Source organism: Citrobacter sp. LST-B2 (assembly GCF_057983045.1).
On the sequence record NZ_CP192598.1, the window covers coordinates 1,727,726 to 1,748,258 of the forward strand.

26 protein-coding genes are annotated in these 20,533 nt (G+C 52.0%); 23 read left to right on the top strand and 3 right to left on the bottom strand.

Features of this window, described 5'->3' with window-relative positions:
- Positions 1-72 precede the first annotated feature (72 nt).
- Genes ACQ0PY_RS08130 through ACQ0PY_RS08140 form a run of 3 tightly spaced genes read right to left on the bottom strand, consistent with a single transcriptional unit; the run spans position 73 to position 3,226 of the window.
- Complete coding sequence (locus ACQ0PY_RS08130; protein ID WP_032084290.1) at positions 73-396, bottom strand: Ogr/Delta-like zinc finger protein; 324 nt, start codon at positions 394-396, stop codon at positions 73-75.
- Positions 393-1,454 carry a phage portal protein gene (locus tag ACQ0PY_RS08135; RefSeq protein WP_446894188.1) on the bottom strand — a complete coding sequence of 354 codons (1,062 nt, stop codon included), beginning with the start codon at positions 1,452-1,454 and terminating at the stop codon, positions 393-395. Before ACQ0PY_RS08135 ends, ACQ0PY_RS08130 begins: the two co-directional genes overlap by 4 nt.
- Complete coding sequence (locus ACQ0PY_RS08140; protein ID WP_446894189.1) at positions 1,451-3,226, bottom strand: terminase large subunit domain-containing protein; 1,776 nt, start codon at positions 3,224-3,226, stop codon at positions 1,451-1,453. Before ACQ0PY_RS08140 ends, ACQ0PY_RS08135 begins: the two co-directional genes overlap by 4 nt.
- Positions 3,227-3,386: 160 nt before the next feature.
- Here ACQ0PY_RS08140 and ACQ0PY_RS08145 point away from each other — a divergent pair, with 160 nt between their 5' ends.
- The 23 genes from ACQ0PY_RS08145 (at position 3,387) to ACQ0PY_RS08255 (ending at position 20,290) form a co-directional block, all read left to right on the top strand.
- Complete coding sequence (locus tag ACQ0PY_RS08145) at positions 3,387-4,190, top strand: GPO family capsid scaffolding protein (protein WP_104446193.1); 804 nt, start codon at positions 3,387-3,389, stop codon at positions 4,188-4,190.
- Between the two features lie 61 nt (positions 4,191-4,251).
- Complete coding sequence (locus tag ACQ0PY_RS08150; protein WP_446894190.1) at positions 4,252-5,274, top strand: phage major capsid protein, P2 family; 1,023 nt, start codon at positions 4,252-4,254, stop codon at positions 5,272-5,274.
- A 1-nt stretch (position 5,275) separates the two neighbouring features.
- The gene (gene gpM, locus ACQ0PY_RS08155) at positions 5,276-5,977 is read left to right on the top strand and encodes a phage terminase small subunit (RefSeq protein ID WP_446894191.1); all 702 of its coding nucleotides are present in this window, start codon (positions 5,276-5,278) and stop codon (positions 5,975-5,977) included.
- 96 nt (positions 5,978-6,073) lie between these two features.
- On the top strand, positions 6,074-6,526 hold the full coding sequence (locus ACQ0PY_RS08160; protein WP_104446897.1) for a head completion/stabilization protein: 453 nt from the start codon (positions 6,074-6,076) through the stop codon (positions 6,524-6,526).
- Positions 6,523-7,029: a phage tail protein gene (locus ACQ0PY_RS08165; RefSeq protein WP_047657760.1), complete on the top strand. Its 507-nt coding sequence runs from the start codon at positions 6,523-6,525 to the stop codon at positions 7,027-7,029. Before ACQ0PY_RS08160 ends, ACQ0PY_RS08165 begins: the two co-directional genes overlap by 4 nt.
- Positions 7,026-7,733 (top strand): hypothetical protein, encoded by a 708-nt coding sequence (locus tag ACQ0PY_RS08170; protein WP_446894192.1) that lies wholly within the window; start codon positions 7,026-7,028, stop codon positions 7,731-7,733. Before ACQ0PY_RS08165 ends, ACQ0PY_RS08170 begins: the two co-directional genes overlap by 4 nt.
- Positions 7,730-8,857, top strand: coding sequence for a DUF2586 domain-containing protein (locus ACQ0PY_RS08175; RefSeq protein WP_446894193.1), 1,128 nt, complete (start codon positions 7,730-7,732; stop codon positions 8,855-8,857). The genes ACQ0PY_RS08170 and ACQ0PY_RS08175 overlap by 4 nt, the downstream gene beginning before the upstream one ends.
- Positions 8,854-9,309, top strand: coding sequence for a phage protein (locus tag ACQ0PY_RS08180; protein ID WP_000166744.1), 456 nt, complete (start codon positions 8,854-8,856; stop codon positions 9,307-9,309). Before ACQ0PY_RS08175 ends, ACQ0PY_RS08180 begins: the two co-directional genes overlap by 4 nt.
- A gap of 9 nt (positions 9,310-9,318) precedes the next feature.
- The gene (locus tag ACQ0PY_RS08185; RefSeq protein WP_199998154.1) at positions 9,319-9,615 is read left to right on the top strand and encodes a phage holin family protein; all 297 of its coding nucleotides are present in this window, start codon (positions 9,319-9,321) and stop codon (positions 9,613-9,615) included.
- A complete protein-coding gene (locus ACQ0PY_RS08190; RefSeq protein WP_000175563.1) occupies positions 9,612-9,953 on the top strand; it encodes a M15 family metallopeptidase in 342 nt (113 codons plus the stop codon). Before ACQ0PY_RS08185 ends, ACQ0PY_RS08190 begins: the two co-directional genes overlap by 4 nt.
- Positions 9,953-10,291: a hypothetical protein gene (locus ACQ0PY_RS08195; RefSeq protein WP_000094478.1), complete on the top strand. Its 339-nt coding sequence runs from the start codon at positions 9,953-9,955 to the stop codon at positions 10,289-10,291. Before ACQ0PY_RS08190 ends, ACQ0PY_RS08195 begins: the two co-directional genes overlap by 1 nt.
- Positions 10,263-10,451: a hypothetical protein gene (locus ACQ0PY_RS08200; protein ID WP_001270302.1), complete on the top strand. Its 189-nt coding sequence runs from the start codon at positions 10,263-10,265 to the stop codon at positions 10,449-10,451. Before ACQ0PY_RS08195 ends, ACQ0PY_RS08200 begins: the two co-directional genes overlap by 29 nt.
- Positions 10,438-10,695 (top strand): putative phage tail assembly chaperone, encoded by a 258-nt coding sequence (locus tag ACQ0PY_RS08205; RefSeq protein ID WP_061103629.1) that lies wholly within the window; start codon positions 10,438-10,440, stop codon positions 10,693-10,695. The genes ACQ0PY_RS08200 and ACQ0PY_RS08205 overlap by 14 nt, the downstream gene beginning before the upstream one ends.
- A 107-nt stretch (positions 10,696-10,802) precedes the next feature.
- Positions 10,803-10,886: a DUF6890 family protein gene (locus tag ACQ0PY_RS08210; protein ID WP_371357790.1), complete on the top strand. Its 84-nt coding sequence runs from the start codon at positions 10,803-10,805 to the stop codon at positions 10,884-10,886.
- The gene (locus ACQ0PY_RS08215) at positions 10,883-12,850 is read left to right on the top strand and encodes a phage tail tape measure protein (protein WP_446894194.1); all 1,968 of its coding nucleotides are present in this window, start codon (positions 10,883-10,885) and stop codon (positions 12,848-12,850) included. The genes ACQ0PY_RS08210 and ACQ0PY_RS08215 overlap by 4 nt, the downstream gene beginning before the upstream one ends.
- Positions 12,847-13,176 (top strand): DUF2590 family protein, encoded by a 330-nt coding sequence (locus tag ACQ0PY_RS08220; protein ID WP_001286237.1) that lies wholly within the window; start codon positions 12,847-12,849, stop codon positions 13,174-13,176. The genes ACQ0PY_RS08215 and ACQ0PY_RS08220 overlap by 4 nt, the downstream gene beginning before the upstream one ends.
- On the top strand, positions 13,173-14,357 hold the full coding sequence (locus ACQ0PY_RS08225) for a baseplate J/gp47 family protein (RefSeq protein WP_446894195.1): 1,185 nt from the start codon (positions 13,173-13,175) through the stop codon (positions 14,355-14,357). The genes ACQ0PY_RS08220 and ACQ0PY_RS08225 overlap by 4 nt, the downstream gene beginning before the upstream one ends.
- Positions 14,350-14,937 (top strand): phage tail protein, encoded by a 588-nt coding sequence (locus tag ACQ0PY_RS08230; RefSeq protein WP_446894196.1) that lies wholly within the window; start codon positions 14,350-14,352, stop codon positions 14,935-14,937. The genes ACQ0PY_RS08225 and ACQ0PY_RS08230 overlap by 8 nt, the downstream gene beginning before the upstream one ends.
- A gap of 10 nt (positions 14,938-14,947) precedes the next feature.
- A complete protein-coding gene (locus ACQ0PY_RS08235) occupies positions 14,948-16,834 on the top strand; it encodes a phage tail-collar fiber domain-containing protein (protein ID WP_446894197.1) in 1,887 nt (628 codons plus the stop codon).
- Between the two features lie 2 nt (positions 16,835-16,836).
- Entirely contained in the window at positions 16,837-17,355 is a 519-nt protein-coding gene (locus ACQ0PY_RS08240; protein WP_446894198.1) for a tail fiber assembly protein, read from the top strand.
- The gene (locus ACQ0PY_RS08245) at positions 17,345-18,070 is read left to right on the top strand and encodes a hypothetical protein (protein ID WP_446894199.1); all 726 of its coding nucleotides are present in this window, start codon (positions 17,345-17,347) and stop codon (positions 18,068-18,070) included. Before ACQ0PY_RS08240 ends, ACQ0PY_RS08245 begins: the two co-directional genes overlap by 11 nt.
- Positions 18,042-18,587: a baseplate complex protein gene (locus tag ACQ0PY_RS08250; RefSeq protein WP_446894200.1), complete on the top strand. Its 546-nt coding sequence runs from the start codon at positions 18,042-18,044 to the stop codon at positions 18,585-18,587. Before ACQ0PY_RS08245 ends, ACQ0PY_RS08250 begins: the two co-directional genes overlap by 29 nt.
- On the top strand, positions 18,587-20,290 hold the full coding sequence (locus tag ACQ0PY_RS08255) for a hypothetical protein (protein ID WP_446894201.1): 1,704 nt from the start codon (positions 18,587-18,589) through the stop codon (positions 20,288-20,290). Before ACQ0PY_RS08250 ends, ACQ0PY_RS08255 begins: the two co-directional genes overlap by 1 nt.
- Positions 20,291-20,533 lie beyond the last annotated feature (243 nt).

Sequence of the window (20,533 nt, forward strand, 5' to 3'; positions counted from 1 at the left end):
ATTGGAGAGCTTGCGGGAGAGGTTCGCGAAATGGTTAAAAAGGAAGGGCAACGCCCCCGGAATGGGGGCATTTCAGGCGGCGGGAGTCGCTTTCAGTAGGTCTAATGCCATCTGGCGCTGATCGGGTGAAAGTGCATTCAGTATTTTTTGCACCATCGCATCACCCGTTTTAGCGCTGGGGCTGAGAGTGTGGGAGAACGTCAGATTCATAACAAACGTGTGGCCACACTCAACATCTGAACAGGCGCAGTAAATATCCGCAATCTGCCGGTGCTTCCTGTTCGTTTTACGAATAACAGCCTTTGAGCCGCATTCCGGGCATTCGATTTTCAGAACTCGCATATTCCATGCTCCAGCTGTTAAATGATGCCTGGATTTTAGCCTGTTTCGCCTCATGCCGCACCCTTATCCGTTGATTCTGTGTAACTTAAATCAAAGTTAAGGTGCAGCCTTTCCGGGATTTCGGGATCGTTGTTAACTGCCAGCATAAAACGGCGCTGGATAGGGGCAATTTCGCTTTTCTTGTAAATGCGTTCGGCCTTTTCAACATCCCCCAGTCCGGCAGTATTCTGCGGGACAATACCCGCGAGGCCAGCGGGAAAACGATGCGCGTTCAGAATGTCCTGGGCGCTGATGTTCTTGATGTTGGCAAATTCGTCCTTTGCGGAAATATCCCCCATTTCAATGAATTTGATGGCATCGCCGTCTCCACCAGGAATGTTTACAAGGATGGTGGAGAAGTTACCGATCCCTTTGCTGTCACGCAGCTGCTGTTCAATTTCTTCCTCCATTTCATCCGTCATGCTGGGATCGCGGGTATACAGAATACCGCCAGTGTGCGCACCGTTGTGGTAATAGCGGCGTCGGAAAATAACCGCTTCGCTGTTGAGTAACGCAGAATGCACCCCGCCGATGTAGTCCGGCAGTCCATAGATATGCTGCTGCGGGTCATACATTTTGATGAAAATTATGTCTTCTTCAGGCCATACCTGCGGTTCCCCATCCTGTAACACCACGTAGTCACCTGGCTGATTCTGCCCGTTGTCTCTGACCTTGCGGCGGCGGATATAAAGGCCGGGTAAGGGTTCAAGTGCGATCACGTCGCCCCAGCCGTTACGGATTTTGGCGATCGCAATATCCCCAAAGGTCAGATAGTCAAACGCTGCTGCTTCCAGCTGGTCATGGATAAGCCCGCCACCCAGATAGTCAGAAACAATCATGTTTTTACGGGCGTGGATAATGCCACCGTGCTGACCATTCAGGTTAATCAGCTGCGCAAGTGCCAGCCGGTCAATCGGCTGGGTGAAGTGGTCGGCGGCATTGTCATACCAGATGTCGCGGTAATCTGTGCCGGTGGTTAGCACCGGTTCAGGCTTGCCGAACGTGATAATGCTCATTTTTTTAGACTTGTCGCCGCGCTGGTCGCGCTTGGCAAAGCGTTTCTTTTTACTCATGCTGCCTCTTTCCTTACACCCCAGCGGGATTTTGGTTTGTTTTCATAGTTAAGGGGTTCATTGTGCAGGGCGTGGGTGATAGCCCAGAACGCCTCCGCATGGCCGGTATCCTGGCTGCGGTCTGCGACAAACGTCATGGCGTTGCCGCTCTGCGTCGTCGTGCGGCGCACCGACATAAAGCTGGCCGGGATCTCTTTCAGGTTTTTATCCCATTCGATACGCTGGCTTTCCACCACGTCCACCGCTTTCAGTACCAGCTGATTTTTTGTGTTCAGGTCGTAACGGATAGGGACGGCCACTCGCAGGGCAAAATGCTGAATATTGTCAAAAACACCCTGGCCAATACCGGTCACGTCCACACCCAGATAAGTGAAGTTGTATTTTTTGAATAACTGCTCGATCTGTTTTGCCTGGTACCGGAAATTCATTCCTTTCCAGTAAATCACCTTCAGAACGCGGAACTTCTCCACGGCAAACATCGGCGGCGCCACAATCACGAAACAGGACAAATCCCCGCTGCGGGCCGGGTCAAATCCGCCCCATACAGGCCTGTCTCCGAATGGCCGAGCGGCGTCGGGGTTATGATCCTGCCAGGTGTCGATTTCAATGCCGCAGGCTTCCAGGTCGGAAAAGCTGAAAACGGAATCTTTGCTGTCAACGAACACGCACATATAGAGCATGTTAAAAGTGGCGTCGTTGTAGCGGTTGCGAAGTTTCTCGATGTTCGCCAGGTTGAAACCGCCCGCAATGGCATCTTCCATCGTAATGACGTAGCGCCATTGCCCATCCGGGCAGAGTTGCCCGCCGTCACGCATTTCGTTAAAGGACGGAAACTTAATGGCCGCACGTTTTTTACTGCCCTGTTTCCACTCATCGCCCGTCCAGAACGGGTACGCCTGGTGCGTTTTTGCCGATGGCGTTGAAAAATAGGTGGTGCGCCACTTGTCGTGTGTGGCCATTGCGCTGGCCACTTCGTTAAGTTTCGCGAAGTTCGGCACCCAGAAATATTCGTCACAGTACAGGTGGCCACTGTAGGACTGCGCGGTGTTTTTGTTTGTGGACAGAAACCGCAGTTCTGCGCCGTTGCTCAGGCGGATCGGATTGCCGGTCAGAGTGATGCCGAAATACTGCTCCGCGATATTCACGATGTAAGACCGGAATACTTCAGCCTGGGCTTTCGACGCCGAAAGAAAAATTTGCGGATCGCCGGTCATCACTGCGTTTTCGAACGCTTCAAACGCAAAATACCAGGTCGCGCCGATCTGGCGGCTTTTCAGGATATTCCTGACCAGCTGGCCAATGTTATTACGCAGGTGCTTTTGGTATTCAAAAAGGTGTTCTTCAGCCCATACGTCAAAATCTTCCTGTGTCAGTGAGGAAATATCGTTTTTCTTGTACTTCCGCTTGCGGCGTGGTTCGTCGTCATTGCTGTCCGGCGCAGCTGCTTGCCCGGAACTCTGACTACTGGCCATTTTCTCTTTGTGCTTATTGCTTTGCGCACGCAGTTTCGTGGCATGAGCAATGAGCATGTCCATTTCTTTCAGGTCGAGATCGGACTTGTTATCGCGGCTGGCAAGCAGCTGGTAACGGCGTTCAATCGCTTCCTCTGTGCTTTCGAAACTGAGCAAATCCGCCCAGCTATATTTTTCCGCCCAGTAGTAAACGATCCGCGCGTTCGGCAGATTTAATTCGGATGCAATTTCTTTTGGCGTATAGCGGCGCAGATAAAGTGCGCGGACAACGCCTTTTAATTCTTCAGAGTATTTAGCCATACGGATAATTATGCCGTGGCTGTGATGAAAAAACGGTGGTGTTAATTCGTGTCTGTTCGGTAAAGCGTTATAACCGAACTGAACAGAATAAAGCGTAATGCAGTGGCGGTTTTATTTGGCAATAATTGATTTGCAGCGTCAGGAAGTGGAACGGGGGGATATGTCACATTTAAAAACTGACTGGCTGTGTGTTGCTACTGAAGGGGATACCGTTGACGGGCGGGTAATTAAACGGCAGTGGATTATAGATATGGGGGAAACCTATGATTATAACCATTACGTTGCATTAATCTGGCCAGAGCATGAGGGCGATTGCGGGAATTTTGGCGAAGTTCTGGAAGCCACCTGGAATGATGGTGAAGATGGACTGGCTCGGTTATATGTCAGCCTGTGTCCGAATATGCGTCTAATTTTCGCAAATCATGAAGATCAGCTTTTGTTCTTCTCCATTGAGCCGGAAGAAAACTGGCGCGGTAGCGGGCGTACTTACCTGAAAGGGCTGGCGGTAACAGACACGCCAGCCAGTGTTGGCACTACACGGCTGCGCTTTAGTAGTCGGCGCAAAAAATTATCTAAGCAGGGTTATTACAGCTGTGTAATTTCCCATGATGGAAAAATTAAACAGGAAGAAAGAATGAAGAACTGGCAGAAACTGTTTGGTATTAAGCCAAAGTTTGAAGATGAAACGACGCAGGATAATCCTGCTCAGGATGACGATAAATTACAGGCGTTGGCCAATGTGGTTAACGACCTGGAAGCGCGTGTGGCGAAAATTGAAAGTCAACTGAATGATGTTAAGGGTGATGTAGACACTATTGCCGAAGTGGTGGACACGCAGGAATTTGCGACAATTCGCGATAATGCAAAAGAAATCGTCACCCGCTTTAACGATCTGGGTAATAAAAATAGCCGTACACCGGGGCGCAAGATTTCAGAAAAAGCCGGGAAATTTAATTTCCTGTAATCCGCTTTATCGCTGATTAGTTCAGAACAATTTTTATATCGCTTAATCGCGAGGGAGTTTTATGCACCTAAATAACCGTGCGCGGGATTTACTGGATAAATATTCGGCGGGGATGGCGCAGCAGTTTGGCGCGCGTGACACCAGTCGTTATTTTTCCTTGAATGACCCGCAAGAAAATGCGCTGCGTCTCGCGCTGCTGGAGTCCGTCGAGTTCCTGAACATGATCACTTGTCTGGATGTTGACCAGCTGAGTGGCCAGGTGATCTCTGTCGGTTCGTCCGTGCTGCATACCGGCCGCAGCGAAAATGGCCGTTTTATTCGCCAGGTCGGCGTAGACGGTAATGATTACTCACTGGTCGAAACAGACAGCTGTGCTGCGTTGCGCTGGGATCTGCTTTCTGTCTGGGCAAACGCCGGTAAGGACGAAAACGAGTTTTACAACCTGGTGCAGGCATTCACCACGCAGGCGTTTGCGCTGGACATGTTGCGCATTGGTTTCAACGGTAAGAGCCGTGCGAAAACCACCGATCCGGTAGCAAATCCGAACGGCGAGGACGTGAACGTCGGCTGGCATGAGCGCATGAAAACGCTGCTGGGTGGTAATCAGATTATGACGGATGCCGTGGTACTCGATGAGGCCGGGGATTACAAATCGCTGGATGCAATGGCGTCCGATCTGATTAATGCCAAAATCCCGGCGCAGTTCCGCAATGACCCGCGTCTGGTTGTCCTGGTCGGCGCCGATCTGGTTGCTGCTGAACAGTACCGACTGTATCAGGCTGCTGATCGTCCGACTGAAAAAATCGCGGCGCAGATGCTGGGAAGCACCATTGCTGGCCGTCAGGCCATTATCCCGCCGTTTATGCCGGGTAAACGCATGGTGGTTACTCCGCTTTCTAACCTGCACATCTACACCCAGCGCAATACCCGTATGCGTAAGGCGGAGTTTGTTGAAGATCGTAAGCAGTTCGAAAACAAATACCTGCGCAATGAAGGTTACGCGGTGGAAGTGCCGGAGCTGTATGCGGCCATTGATGAATCCGCAGTGACGATCGGCAAAGTCTCCGAGCCGGTGGAGGGCTGATATGGCACTTTCCCCCGCGCAGCGTCACAGCCAGCGCATTGCGATGGAACAAAAGCTGAAACGCAGCCAGGCACTGGACACCACGGAAAGTCTGCACCTGCTGATCAGGGCGCTGGAAACGGATGTGGAACATGTTCGAAGTCTGCAAACCATCGCAGATCGCGTCGAGTATAAACGCGATGTGCTGTTACCGCGCTGGGTTCCTACTGTGGAAGCCTATCTGGCAAGCGGTCAGGTGTATGCAAATCCTGTTTTTGCCTGGTGCGTTATCTGGCTGTTTGACGTGGGCGATCTGGATACGGCGCTGGACTGGGCTGACATTGCAATCAGCCAGCAGCAGGCGACGCCGGATCGGTTACGCAGCAATTTCCCCACGTTCGTGGCGGATACGATGCTGGCATGGGCGCAGGAAACCGCAGGGCGCGGGGAAAGTATTGAACCGTATTTTTCCCGCACGTTTGAGCGGGTGGCAAACACCTGGCGACTGCATGAGCAGGTGACGGCTAAATGGTTCAAGTTTGCCGGACTGGAACTGCTGCGCAGTGACGATGGACAGAAAACGGCGGCGGGCGTGGATGACATTGAAACGCTGGAAAGCGCCGATCAACTGCTGGCCATCGCAGAAAAACACTACTCAAAAATTGGCGTCAGAACGGCGCGGCAGACGATTGCCGCCCGTATCCGAAAACTGACGCAGGGGTAATGACTACCGACAGCCAGGCGGACGCGGTGGAGGGCAGAACACCTTGTGTGTAACTGCGCCGTGGAAACCGGTCAGTCCGCCTTTTTCGGGGGATTTATGTTTAGCGGAAAGCCGCTGGATTATCAGAATGAACCGCTGACCAATAACGGGTTTTGGCCAGATTTGAATCTGAAGGATTTTCAGGCGCAGCGGTCACTACCGCCAGATATTGACGCGGACACCATCAGTCAGGCGCTGCTGGCGGCAGTGGCGGAGGTCAATGCGGAACTGGAAAACGTGGAGGCCAGCTGGAAAGCGAAGGGCTACACGCTGGCGGCAGAAGTTGCGGGCGTAACAATGGGCGGACTGAACAGCTTGTGCGCCCAGTATATGAAGGCCGTTTTTGCCAGGGCGAAAGCGGATCTGCTGGGAGAGTTCGCCACAATCGGGCGGCGGGATACCCATCCGGGACAGGAAAGCATGGAAACCCGCGCCGGGTTACTGGCTGAGGCGTCGGTGGTTATCCGCCGTATGAAAGGGCTGAAGCGGGCAACGGTGAAAAAAGTATGAGCCAGACGCAGATCCAGAGCCTGACCGCATTTTTTAAAGAGAACGTCCCGCCCCGCGCGATGAAGTCATTTGACAGTGTGCTGGATGAAATGAAGTTCATCCCCGCGGCGAAAGATTACGGGCTGGGACAATATCGCCAGGCGGTGATCCGTTATGACGCGGTTCTGAGCTGGGAGCGTTTCCCGTACCGCCTGTGTCCGCCGCAGTTGCTTATGTCCTTACTGGCGGCGTGGCTGGATGATGCTGACAGGGAACTACTGGATGAAGTGGGGCTGAGTGAAGCCGAGCCGGACTGGGATGTTTCGGTGGAGGATGAGGAAGTGGCCACTGTGGTGCTGACTGTTCCGATGGTGGAGGAACTGGTGATCAGGCAGGACGAAAACGGTGCTATTCCGTGGCGGGGTGAGCGCTGGTCACTGGTTGAGCCTGAAATCTGGACGGCACTGACCGCCAGTATTTACAGCGTGGATGAGGCCGGGGCGCCGGTGGGTGATAGCGAATGATTGCCGGTGGCGAGCTGAATAAAAAACAGCTGGCCGAACTGCGAAAAGCGCTGGCCAGCATGGAGCTGCCGCCGAGGAAACGGCAGCGTCTGATCTGGCGTCTGGCCAAATATGGCGTGATCGCTGCGGCAAAACGGCATGTGCGCAATCAGGAATCCCCGGATGGCCAGAAGTGGCCAGGGCGTAAGACGAAACGCAAAGGGAAGATGCTGCGCAACCTGCCAAAACTGCTGCATATCCGTGAAATGCCAGAAATTCAGGCTGTGCGGATCTATTTGCAGGGCGGTGGATACCGGAACGGGGAAACGCCGGTACCAGCCGGAACGGTGGGTTACGCGCAACAAAACGGAATGCGCGTAAAGGTCAGCCGCAGTAATCAGCCACGGAAGGCAGAGGCCGGGAAAATGGCGACGCCTGCCCAGGCCAAAAAATTACGGGCGCTGGGATACCGGGTGAAAACCGGTAAGAGATGGAAAAAGCCCACACTGGGCGAAATCACCAAAACGATGCCATACAGCCAGGCGGGGCTGATGATTCGAAAACTCAGCGGTAAAGCCGTGAAAACCAGCTGGACAGTGGATCTTCCTGCCCGTGTGTTTCTGGGCATGAATGATGATGAATTTGACAAGGCGCTGGCGCGTCAGCTTCAGGCCATCGGCTTTGGCTGGGACGTTAAAGCGCAGGATATTAAGGGGAAAGCATGACCTGGCCAATTGTGACCGTAAACCAGGTAAATCAGCTGTTGGGTGAAACCAATGAGGTGGAACGCACACTGCTGTTTATCGGTACGGGTACCAAAAATGTGGGGAAAACGCTGGCGGTGAATGCCCAGAGTGATTTTGATTCACTGCTGGGCGAGGAAGCCAGCCCGCTGAAAAATGATGTTCTGGCTGCGCTGGCGAACGCTGGCCAGAACTGGTGGGGGTTCATTCACGTCCTGCCAGCTGACGCGGAGGCAGATGCCTGGGTGAAAGCGGTTCTGGCCGCGCAGGTGGTGTGCTCTGTGGAAGGCGTGGTGTTGTCTGACGATGTGACATCCAAAGCGCAGGTAAATCAGGCTGTGACTTTACGATCCAACCTGATTTCAGGGTATGGCCGCTGGGTGTGGTTCATCCTGGCCGCGCAGGGAATGCAGGAAGAAGAAGCCCAGGCGGATTATCTGGTACGCATGGCCACCCTTCAGGATGGCATTGCAGAAAAGGCGGTGCAGCTTATTCCCCGACTATGGGGAAATGAACCGGGTGTGTTGGCTGGTCGCCTGTGTAACCGTGCCGTGACCATTGCGGACAGTCCGGCGCGGGTTAAAACCGGCGCGCTGCTGAATCTGGGCAGTGATGAAATGCCGGTTGATGGTACCGGAAAAGTGCTGGAACTGGCCACGCTTCAGGCGCTGGAAGCGCAGCGTTTCAGTGTGCCGATGTGGTACCCGGATTATGACGGGTTTTACTGGTCAGATGGCCGCACGCTTGATGTTGAAGGTGGCGATTACCAGTCGATTGAAACGCTGCGCGTTGCGGATAAAGCTGCCCGCCGTGTTCGTCTGCTGGCTATCAGCAAAATCGCGGATCGCTCGCTGAACAGCACGCCGGGAAGCATTGCCGCGCATCAGACGCTGTTTGCTCGTCCACTCCGTGAAATGTCCACAGCGGCCAGCATTAACGGTGTGTCATTTCCGGGTGAGGTGAAGCCGCCGCAGGATGGTGATGTGACCATTGTCTGGAAGAACAAAAAGGCGGTGGATATTTACATTGTGGTGCGCACCTGGGAAGTGCCGCTGCAAATCACCATTAGTCTGTTACTGGATGCCAGTCTGGAGGCAACAGCATGACCAAACGTATTTCGGGTATGTCGTTTGACACCTATATGGACGGAGATCTGATCCATATCGAGAAAATCACGCTCGATATTACGGATAACAGCGCTGCCGCCCAGACGCGTGGCGTCCCTGACGGGTATGTGGATGGCGATGTTGCCGCCGAGGGGGAAATTGAAGTCAGTTCAAAAACACTTCAGGTGCTGACAGCCAAAGCCCGTGCCGCGGGTTCATGGCGTGGGCTTCCCCCACTTGATTTTCTTTTCTATGCCAAAGCCAGTAGCGAAGAAATGAAGGTGGAGACGTTCGGCAATAAATTGCAGGTCAGCAACCTGCTGGATATTGATCCGAAAGGTGGCGGTGTGACCACGCACAAAATCAAATATTTCGTGACCAGTCCGAAATTCGTCAACATCAACGGTGTGCCGTATCTGGAAGCGGAAGCCACAGAAAACCTGATCGGATAAGGGGCTGGGATGCAGGAATACGAAAAAGGGTTCATTGCATTGGCAGTTATGGGGGCACTAATTGCGCTGGGGAAGCTGCTAAACAGTGACGAGCAGATCACCCTTCGCCTGGCAGTTGGGCGTGTCATTGTGGGCAGTGGGCTGTCGCTGATTGCGGGAGTGGCGTTGTACTTTGTCCCGGATATTCATCCCTTAGCGCTGGCTGGTTTTGGTTCTGCGCTGGGTATTCTTGGACAGAACGCTGTGGAAGCCTGGTTGCGTAAGCGGGGCATTGCGGGAATTTTTGATAAAGGAGCGGGGAAATGACCCTGAGTGAAAAACAGCAATTATTCACAGTCATGGTGGCAAGTCTGATCCACTGGGCAGAAGAACATGGCTACAGACTGACGTTCGGTGAGGCTTACCGTACACCAGAACAGGCCGCGCTGAATGCGAAGAAAGGCAGCGGCATTTCTAACAGTCTGCACACCCAGCGGCTGGCGGTGGATTTCAATCTGTTCGTGAACGGTCAGTACAAAACCCGCACAGAAGATTATCTGCCACTGGGGGAATACTGGGAATCACTGGGTGGTGCCTGGGGCGGACGCTTCAAATCCAGACCGGATGGAAATCATTTCAGTCTGGAACATAACGGGGTGCGCTGATGAGCAGCGGGCAGTGGCTGGTTGTGGTGGCGCTGGCGTTTGTCTGGGGCTGGCTGACCGCTGACTGGCGGCGTGACAGCTTAGAGCTGGCAATCAATACAGCGGCGCAGGTGGCCGGTAATGAATCGCGAAAAGCAATGCAGGGTATTGCCAGTGATTCGGCCAGAGCGCTGGAAGATAAACTGGAGGCGTTAAAAAATGTGGCACCGCGAGAGATACGCACGGAAATACTTAAGCCCGTTTTTACCAATCGTTGTCTGTCTGATGAGTTTGTCAGCATGTACAACAGCGCCGCAGCCGGTACCGAACGTGCGTTATCAGGAAAACCTGAAAACTAAATGCACCACGCAGCTGCCGCGCCTGAACGGTACGACAGGAAAAGACGCAGCGGAATTACTGACAATTTATCCTGAAATTTATGGCCAGTGTGCTGCGCGTCATAATCAGTTAGTAGACGAAATTAATTTAAGAGAGAGTATGAGTGATGGAACAAATTAAACTGTGTGTTTGTGGTGTGGACATTATTTTTGAGCCAAATCAGACCGCCTACAACAAATTTATTAATGAAATGGCAATGGATAATAAAGTTGCCCCGGCACATAACTATCTGACGCGAATTGTGGCAACGGAAAGTAAAGAAGCACTGGCAGAAGTATTAAAACGTCCGGGTGCAGCACTTCAACTGGTTGGCAAAGTAAATGATATTTATGCGCCTGAACTGGAAATTGAAGTAAAAAACTGACAAAGCGAGTCCATGAAATTGAAAGGAATGGACTCGAACAATATTTAATTCTCCGCCGTCATTATTTACCGCATGGTCAGGATTCCGTTGATGATATCGCCGCTGCTATCTGGCTGGACAATCGTCACTGGGAATATACCGGGATAGCCGTGGCCAATGGTGTGGCAAAAGCATTTAAAGGCACTGAATGAAACAATTAGATTTTACATTAAGCCTGATTGATAAATTATCCCGCCCGTTAAAACAGGTGCAGGGTAACGTCACCGGCTTTGCGGAAAAATCAAAAGCGGCCTTTATGCAGATTGGCGGCGGCGCGGTGGCGCTGGCCGGTGTCGGAATGGCGAGCAAGGGCGCGTTATCACCGGCAATTGAAATGTATGACGCGCTGAATGATGCCGCCGCAAAAGGGATTGATGATTCCGCGCTTAAGACAGTTCAGCGTGATGCCCTGCGCTTCAGTACAACCTATGGCGCCAGCGCGGTGGAGTTCGTTAAATCCACGGAAAATATTAACGCTTCCATTGCCGGACTGACGGGCAATGAACTGCCGAAGGTGACGAAAGTCGCTAATACCCTGGCGTTTGCGCTCAAGTCCACAGCGGCGGATACGGCGGAATTTATGGGGCAGATGTTCGGTAACTTTTCCGCCGATGCCGCCAGACTGGGAAAGGTTGAATTTGCCGAGCAGCTGGCGGGCAAGATGGTTTATATGCGCAAAACCTTTGGCACAGAAATGGCCACTATCAAGGATTTGATGGAAGGTGCGCGCGGCGTCGGGACAAACTACGGCGTAGGGCTGGATGAACAGCTGGCCGTGCTGGGGCAACTTCAGCGGACACTGGGAACGGAAGCCAGCAGCGCCTATGAAGGGTTTATGACCGGTGCGATTGATGGCGCTAAAAAGCTGGGGCTGTCCTTTACTGACTCCACCGGCAAAATGCTGTCCATGCCTGAAATGCTGATCAAATTGCAGGGCAAATATGGCAAAAGCCTTGAAGGGAACCTGAAAGCCCAGGCGGAGCTGGATGCAGCCTTTGGTGACAGTTCGGCAGTGGTTAAACAGCTTTACGGCAATGTCGCACTGCTTCAGCGCAACATCACCGAACTGGGTGGCGCGGACGGTCTGAAGCGCACCCAGGAAATGGCGCAAAAAATGGTTAAGCCGTGGGATCGCTTTGTGCAAATCCTGAAGGCCATTCAGACCGTGATCGGCTTAACGCTGATCCCGGTGTTGTATCCGCTTCTTAATCGCCTGGCTGATATGGGGCAGACATTTGCCCGCTGGATGCAGTTATTTCCTAACATTGCCCGTGTGATTGGTTATGTGTCGATGGCATTACTGAGTTTTGCCGCCGTGGGTGCGATGGCCAATATCGTAATGGGTGTGTCCAGATTCATCATGATGGGATTGCGCGGGATCTGGGTGGCGTTAACGGCTGTGACAAAAATCTATACAGCCACTGTCTGGCTGGCGCAAAAGGCAGTAATCGCCTGGAATGCCACGCTGAAATTTCTGCGTGGTGCGTTACTGGCGGTACGCATGGCCGCAATAATGGCCGGAATTGGTATCAACCTGATGAGCTGGCCGATCCTGCTTGTGATTGGTGCCATTGCGCTGCTGGTTGCCGGTTGTTATCTGCTGGTTAAGCACTGGGACACGATAAAAGCAGCGGTGATGAATACCGAAGCCTTCCAGACATGTGCCGCCGTGGTGAAGTGGCTGGCGGGGATCTTTGCTTCAGCCTGGCAATATATCAGTGAAGGATGGAACAGCTTTATTTCTTTGCTGACAGGATTTTCACCGACTGAAGCATTAAAGGGAATGGCCACCGGCATTATGTCGCTGTTTGATAATATCTGGAAGTCAATCAAAGGGGGATTTCTTAAGTCGTGGAACTGGATGGTACAGAAACTGAATAAAATTCCCGGCGTGGATATTTCACTGGCCAGCGAAACCACGCAGCCATTTACCGGAAATACACTGTCAACGGGTGGTGATTTAAAAGGTGTGGATAAAGGTGGTATCAGCAAAACAATCAGCAGCAACAGTAAATCCGTAACCGATAACAGCCGGAAAATTGGTGAAGTGCATTTCCATACCAAAGAAGCACTTTCTCCATCCCAGCTTATGGAATGGCAGGAGCTTGGCGCATGAGTGATGTTCTTTATATCGATTTGCTGATTCAGGGCGGTGACTTTGTTCTGAATACCGGTAATGAACCTGAATTATGTAATAACAGAAAAAGTATCGGGCAGGACATTATTCATTCCATTATTGAAAGTGGGTTAGCAACGGAATTAATTGCCGAACGTAGCCCGACAATGAGAGCGGATATTTTTACCCGCATGGAATTACTGATTGAAGATGATGAACGCATTGTGCCGGGTACGGTGGAAATCAGTGAAGAAAGTCAGAAGCGGCTGTGGGTAACCGCGAGTACATACGATTTTGGCGGGATCTCTGCGCAGGTGGATTTATGACGGAAAAACCGCAGGTTGATTTTGAAGAAGTGGTGAAAGACAGCGGTATGCCGGTAACGGAAGCCGAAGTGCGGGAACGCTTCAATGCGATTGCAGCAGATGAGGGAATTATCACCAATACATCCCGAATGTCACCGTTCTGGCGATTAATCACCGCCATTGTGACCGCCCCGGTGATGTGGCTTAAAGACGTTCTGGTGTTAACCGTGCTGGCCAATATGTTTGTGGCCACAGCCAGCGGGAGCATGTTGCGTTTGCTGGCCTGGGCGGTGAACGTCACGGCAAAACCGGCGAGCGCTGCACAGGGGGTAATTCGGTTTTTTAAAGAAGATGCAAAGGCCGTTGTGACAGTCAAAGCCGGGACAGTTATCCAGACAGAACGCATTAACGGGCGAGTGTATGAGTTGGCCACCACTGAAGATGTGGTGATCGCTTCCGGTTCGGCCAGCGCATTACTGCCGGTAAAGGCCACCGGCACCGGGGGAGCCTATAACCTTGCGCCAGGATATTACCGCATTCTGCCGGTGGCGGTCAGCGGGATCAGCCATGTGGCCAGCGAAGAAAACTGGCTGACCGTGCCGGGGGCTGACGAGGAAAGCGATGATGAACTGCGCGAGCGTTGCCGCAATCAGTTCAATCTGGTGGGGAATTACCATACCGATGCTGTTTACCGGTCAATGATTGCCGGTGTTGCCGGGTTGAGCATCGATCGGATTTTTTTTGAACATGATGCACCGAGGGGGCCTGGTACAGCTAATGCGTATTTACTCCTTGACACTGGCGTGGCGTCTGCGCCGTTTGTTGATGCGGTAAATGATTATATCAACACGCAGGGGCATCACGGGCATGGTGATGATATGCAGTGTTATCCCATGCCGGAAACGCTTCACGATCTGGCCGTCACGGTTTATGTCCAGAATCTGAATAATTTCAGCGATGAGGAAAGGAAAAGCCTGAAGGATGGTGTTGAAAATATCATCCGCTGCGCCTTTCGTGAAAATGCTGATTTTGACGTCAGAAAGACATGGCCATATTCACGGTTTTCCTTTTCGCAACTGGGGCGGGAAATTCATAAAACCTTTACACAGACGGAATCGCTGACGTTTTCGCTGGGAGACATTACCAGTGACCTGAGTGTGCCGCGCCTGAAATCACTGACAGTGAATATCGAAAATGAATGAATTTATGAAAAAGCTTACCGGGATGGTGTTGCCGTCCTGGATGAATAAAGGCGAGCCGGGGAAATTGCTGAAAACGGCACGGCGGTTCTGGGCTGAGGTTTACGGCTGGGTTACCTGGCCAATGAATCAGTTTGATCCGCTGACGTGTACACCGGCATTACTGAACCTGTTGGCTTATGACCGGGATATCACCCGTTTTGATGGTGAACCGTTGGCGCTGTTCCGCAAACGCGTGGCTTTTGCCTTTGTGAATGCGCGGGATGCCGGTTCGGTTGAGGGGTTTATCAATATCTTTGAACGGCTGGGTATTGGTTATGTTGAGTTACAGGAGCGTCAGCCCGGTATTGACTGGGACGTAATTCTGGTTCGCGTCACTGATAACCAGATTGCAGAGAACGCGCAGCTGCTGCTTCAGATAATCAGGCAGTACGGGCGCACTTGTCGGCGGTATCAGTTCGAAGTGATCACATCCGAAGCGCTGTTAATCCGGGCGGGGTGGGATCAGGGGGAATATGTTGTTTATCCGGCAGCGTTAGGCGAGGCGGTAAACAGCAGCGCGACGTTCAGCGCAGGGCTTTAAGGAGATTTTTATGTCACAGACAGCCATCACACTGGAGTTTGAAAACTGGAAGGCACAGCAGGGTGCGACGGGTGAACCTGTCCTGCTGGATGAGTTTGTATTTGCAAATGTACCGGGGCTTGATACCGATGCACCGATCCCACGTGACGAGGCGATGCCACCGGCAGACCAGATTGTTTATCGTGGGGCAGTGAGCCGGAAGGGGGTAGTGAACGAAAACGCCGTGGTGCATTCCGTTGTGCTGGGGGCAGATGTTGGCGATTTTTCGTTTAACTGGATTGGCCTGATTAACAAAGCCAGCGGTACGCTGGCGATGATTGTACATGCCCCACTTCAGCAGAAACTGAAAAATAAGGAAGGGCAGCAGGGTAACGTTCTGACACGCTCGTTTTTGATGGAGTATAACGGCGCGCAGACGGAAACTGGGATTAATACCCCGGCAGAAACCTGGCAGATTGATTTCACCGCGCGTATGGCCGGGATGGATGAGCGCCAGCGGCTGGAAAATATGGATATTTACGGTGCGGCGGCATTTTTTGGTGATGGTTATCTGGTCGCCAAAACGGGTAATCAGTTTTATGTAACCCGCGGTGCAGGTTATGTCGCAGGTCTGAGAGCGCAGCTAAACGCTAACAAAAATATCACGATCACAACGAAGCCGGTCAAAGTCTGGCTGGATGTGTGCTGGACGGGGACGCTGACAAGTGTCTGGTCTGTTGAAAGCAAAATTACCGTTGCCGCGGATTTATCAGATTACGTGAGTGCAGGTATTCAGCATTATGTGTTCGCGCTGGCCAGTATTGACGAAAACGAAAATATCACGGATTTGCGACCAAAAGGTGCGCTGAATGAACAGCAGGCTAATGATGCCCTGAGAAAACATGAGCTATCACGCAATCATCCAGATGCCACGACCAGTGAAAAAGGGTTCGTTCAGTTAAGCAGTGCAACTGACAGTGATTCTGAAAAGCGGGCGGCAACATCAAAAGCGGTAAAAGCGGTCAATGAAAACGCCAACGGACGTGTAAGTAAATCTGGCGACACAATGACAGGTAAACTGACATTACCGCAAACATCCTCATTTGGCGTGAATACAGATAATGTGATGGGGGGAAATTCCATTGCCATTGGCGACAATGATACAGGGTTTAAGCTAATAAGCGACGGCAAGCTGTCGCTAATGGCAAATTCAGTTCAGGCTGGATACTTTAATGAGCATGAATTACAGCATAAAGATAAGATACTGACTCAAATTTTCAAAGCTATTGTGAATAATAACTGGTCAGCCGGTGCCGGGGGATTTGCGTTTCAAGCTGATACGGAGGCTCCGTTTTATGCTACACCGATTCAACGGCCGCAAAATGATAATAATTATTTTCCTCTAATTAAACAAAAAATCGTTCTTGATGTTGGGTATCCTGTGACGTTTTCGATGGGGTTACTCACAACGGGACAAACAACATTTCCGCAAATAGTGATTCAGGCTAAGACAGACACTGCGAGTTATGACAGATTGTGGATTTTTGACGTTATAACTGGAGATTTACGAATTCCGGGACGGATGTTGGTAGGGGATGCAATTTTTACTACCAGTGGCGATTCCTATGGTTCGGTATGGGGTAATAAATGGTTAAGTCAATGGCTAAGTGAAGCTTTTGCCAGCCGTGACAATAGAATCAATACTATGGCTACTGGCGATTGGGTAGTACAGAATTTTGTACAAAACGTTATGCGCGGATCACAGGGTAGTATGACAATGGACGGTGCATTGGTCGAAGCGCCGGAAGGATGCTTTCTTTCCGGGGGGAATGGTAACGAAGGAAACCAGGTTGGGGTGGCGTTGTACAGGCCGTTACAAATCTGGCGTGGCAATGGTTGGGCGACTATTTCGGGGTAATTATGAGGCTGAATAATCTTAAGCGGTATATTCCTGACGAGCTATTTAATGGCGACGGCATCCAGTACTTCATCGATGAAAATGGAAAGGACTGGTTTAAATCATTACCTGAGTTTAAGAAAAAATATGCTGTCGCCTTTGACAGTAAGGGGATTATCCGGTTTTACGGTGATGATCCATCACGCTTTTATCCGGTTGGTTTGAGTGTTGTTGATGTTGATTCACTGCCAGAAGGTCTTAATGTACTGGGGGGCTGGATATTTGATGGAAAGAATATTGCTCCACGTGTACCGTCTGAAGATGAATTAATTTCTCAGGCTGAAAATGAAAAGGCGCGTTTAATGGCAATTGCTAATAATGCCATTGCACCGTTGCAGGATGCAGTTGATTTTGGAATCGCGACCAGTGACGAAGAAGCGCTTTTAACTGAGTGGAAAAAATACCGCGTTTTACTTAATCGAATTGACACCAGTGTTGCAGCCGAAATTAGTTGGCCAGAGGTTCCAGGCAATGTGGCGTGAAGCACGTCTGGCCTTCACGGATTCTGTTGCTGCGCTGAACTGTTCGATCGTCCCTGCGCATCCGTGGATTTATGGGCTGGGACAGCAGACAGCAAACGGGGCATATCTCAGTCCGGTTAATGCTGTTCGCTATCTTGCTGAACGCCTGGCCGGAACAGGGGGGAATGTGGACGTGGTGATTATGATGGTCACCGGACAGACACAGGAAAACTTTATGGCCAGCCTGAATAACCTGGTCGGGATTTTCCCCGCCCCGGCATTCACGCAGGTCAAACGGCTGGCGCAATCCGCCGCAGCGTTGGCTATTGAAAAGATGCAGATCCCTGCGAAAACCGCCGCTGCGTTACCGGCGCCCATTCCGCTGTCTGTACCAACCAGCAGAGCTGCTTTATCTGCTGCGGCAATCAGCCAGGCACAAAAGGCGGCGGGGGCCGGGTTTGATATTACAGGGCTAAAAAAACAACTGGGTGAGTTCACGCAGCTGCGTGACCAGCTTATCAGCGATGTGACCAGCGGACTGAATGATTTGCAGGGTAAAAGCGCCAGAGCGTGGGTATTTACTGCCAGCGGTGACACCGGCGCCACGTTGCTGGAGCTGGTGAAGAACATTCCGCAGCCGTCTGCTGTTTACACTGCGGCCATGATGATGGTCGGCGAAAATCTTGACGGGATAAGGGGGATGATTCATGACGTCGATCCCGACGCTGGCGCTTAATGGCGAGGCCATCCAGCTGAAAAACATGCGGGTGACTGTTTCACAGCAGTTTCAGGATAAAGACCAGTCCGGCCAGACCAGCGCCACAACAAAAGCCGAGCAGGGGGCAAAAGGGAAGGAGCTGCGGATCAGCGGCGAAATCCCTTTTAAACAGCCTGAAGTACTGAAGCGCATTTTTGAGCTGGCCAGCGCTACCGATGCCAGCGGTAAGCGCCAGAAATACCGCGTTGCGCATGAAGTTGCCAGGGCTGTTAATTTTCGTGAGGCGACATTCAGCGGAACGCTGGATGCGCCGCAACAGGACGGGAAAATGGCCTGGCTTGTCACATTCACCCTGACAGAACACATCAGCGTACAGGAAAAACGAGAGGCCAGGGCAACCGATAAAACAACTGCGAAAAAACAGACGGCCAGCAGTACGGGACAGGCCGGTGGTCAGACTGCCGGAGAGGATGAAGAAAAACTGACGTGGTTTGAACGCAAAGTGCTGAAGCCAGTCAATGATGCTTTGGGTTAATGATGAAACCAGTAAAACGTCTTTACCTTTCAACGGATGAAGTTCACCTGGTGGATGCCAGTCTGGTGCTGGAGCTGAACAGCTGTGGCCGGGGATTCATCACCGCCGAGACAACAACGGATTACACCGGAAAACTGGTGCGTCTGGATGTGGGGTATACCGATCTGCTATTGCGTTGGTTTACCGGCTATGTGGAGCGATCGCAGCCCGCGGAAAACGGTTTTCAGCGTCTGTTCATTCGTGAGCTGGTAGGTGTGTTTGAAAGGATGTGGCCATGTTCGTTTCAACACCCGACTTTGCGTGAAATTGCGGGCTGGCTGGAAGAAAACAGCGGGATCACGGTCAGTGTGCCTGATGCACAGTACAGCGATACCCCCATCCCACATTTTACCCATAACGGTACTGGTTATCAGTTGCTGAACAATCTGGGCAGGGCGTTCAGTATCCAGGATTACATCTGGTACCAGTTACCTGATGGTTCGCTTTACGTCGGCGGCGCAGAAAAGTCATTGTTTGCCGGTCGTCCCGTAGAAATCCCGTCAGAGTTCAGCCAGGGGGCTGCTGGCGGTAACTCTGTGACATTACCAGTGATCCAGACTATGCGGCCAGGGGTGGAGATGAACGGTGAACGCGTGACTAAAGTTCACCTGACTAATGACACGATGGCGATCACATGGACGCCGAGAAACCGCGCAACGGGTAAAACTTTGCAGAAAACACCAGCGCAACGGCAGATTGAAAGCCATTACCCGGAACTGGCATCCGGGCTTCATTTGCCAAAGATGGCCAGAGTCGTGGCGCATTCAGAGCCAGTAAAAAGCGGTAACTTTGCCGATCCCTTCCGGCCACGTTACGCCGTGGACGTGCAGCTGCTTGACGCAGACGGAAACCCGGACAATCAGACGCCTGTTTATTCAGCGGTGCCGCTGCCGGTACCAATGGCCGGGAATGATTCAGGTATGTTTCAGTTCCCGCCAGAAGGGACGCTGGTTGAGGTCGCATTCACAGGAGGCAGACCGGATAAACCCTTTATCAGGCAGACGCTACCGGATGGCACCAGTCTGCCGGACGTTAAACCCGGTGAGCAATTACAGCAGCAGCGGGAAGAAGTATCCCAGAGAGTGACTCAGGCGGGGGACTGGGTAAGGCAGACCGATCAGATCATCAGCGAAACATCAATGGTGCGAACTGTAAAAGCCGATACAGAACAGCGCGAACTGGTCAGCCGTGAAACCACGGTGAAAGCCGCGGATAAAACTACGGTACTGGGAACCGCTGCATTGCTGGCCGGAGCCATCCAGCAAGTAAGCGCCGGTGATTATAGCCAGGCGGTGAAAGGTAACAGGCTGGCCAGTATTGAAGGAAACGAAGAAACGGACATAGCAGGACAGCAGTCCACTAAAGTGGGCGGTGCTGTAGCCGTGGAGGTTGGCGAAAGCCTGACAGAGAAGATTGCCGCACTGCGTAAATCAGTGGCCGCTGGCGGTCAGCAGGTCATGGGGGCAACTGTCCATATTGGCAGTGAGAATATCAACGCCCTGACCATGATGCTGGATACCATTGATTTACTGGCAGAGCTGGCGCAGCAATGCGCGAACCATTCGCACCCCACCGTTGGGACTCCAACCAATGCCGCCGCGTTCACACAGACGGCGACGAAAGCCGGGCAGACCCGGAGCAAGTACCAGGATATAATTGCCTGACTATGACAGCACGCCCGCATAATGCGGGCTTTTTTATACCCTTCCTCAGACGCAGCAGAACGCGCTCTAAGCACTTCCGGCATCAAAATAACCCAACGCAACACACATAAAAGATCGTGCGCGTAGCGCTGCGCTGGCACAGCTATGCACCGACAAAATAAATCTATCGCAGACAAAAACGGCGCTACACCGCACCCGCCTGCGGTTTTTGGATCATAAAAATTTTTCAGTTTTATTTTTCTA